A 1,170-nucleotide genomic window follows, 5' to 3' on the forward strand; every position below is an offset into this window, starting at 1 on the left:
GGCTAAATACTCCTGAGAGACCGATAGTGAACTAGTACCGTGAGGGAAAGGTGAAAAGAACCCTGAATAAGGGAGTGAAATAGAACCTGAAACCATACGCTTACAAGCGGTCGGAGCCCATTGGGGTGACGGCGTGCCTTTTGCATAATGAGCCTACGAGTTACCGTTGCTAGCGAGGTTAAGGCATTCAGTGCCGGATCCGTAGCGAAAGCGAGTCTGAACAGGGCGCTTTAGTTAGTAGTGGTAGACGCGAAACCGTGTGATCTACCCATGGGCAGGTTGAAGCTGTAGTAACATACAGTGGAGGACCGAACCGGTTGACGTTGAAAAGTCTTCGGATGACCTGTGGGTAGGGGTGAAAGGCCAATCAAACTCGGAAATAGCTCGTACTCCCCGAAATGCATTTAGGTGCAGCGTTGATTATAGTTTTATAGAGGTAGAGCTACTGATTGGATGCGGGGGCTTCACCGCCTACCAATTCCTGACAAACTCCGAATGCTATAAAATGTTTATCAGCAGTGAGGGCATGGGTGCTAAGGTCCATGTCCGAGAGGGAAAGAACCCAGACCATCGGCTAAGGTCCCCAAATGTATGCTAAGTTGAATAAACGAGGTTGAACTGCTTAGACAGCTAGGATGTTGGCTTGGAAGCAGCCATTCATTTAAAGAGTGCGTAACAGCTCACTAGTCGAGCGGTTCGGCATGGATAATAATCGGGCATAAGTATACTACCGAAGCCATGGCATCGAAAGATGGGTAGGGGAGCATTGTAGTGTCGTCGAAGGGTTGCTGTGAGGCTACCTGGAGAAGCTACAAAAGAAAATGTAGGCATAAGTAACGATAATGCGGGCGAGAAACCCGCACTCCGAAAGACTAAGGTTTCCTCAGCTATGCTAATCAGCTGAGGGTTAGTCGGGACCTAACGCGAACCCGAAAGGGGTAGTGGATGGACAACAGGTTAATATTCCTGTACCTGCTCCCGTTAAAAGTGACGGAGGCGAGAATTTGGTGCGTGCTGACGGAATAGCACGTTGAAGGGAGCGGTAACGCCCCGATAGTACACTGAGGCCCCGGCCAAGGTGATAATCCAGAGGATCGACTTCCAAGAAAAGCGAGGGAAGCAGCCCGTACCCTAAACCGACACAGGTAGTTGGGATGAGAATTCTAAGGA

Annotated in this window: 1 rRNA gene; it reads left to right on the forward strand. The window is 49.7% G+C overall.

The window, feature by feature from the left end:
* Window positions 1-1,170 (forward strand): 23S ribosomal RNA (locus ABD792_RS19170); the annotation flags it as partial.

It is taken from the genome of Snuella lapsa, assembly GCF_039539345.1.
GTDB lineage: Bacteria > Bacteroidota > Bacteroidia > Flavobacteriales > Flavobacteriaceae > Snuella > Snuella lapsa.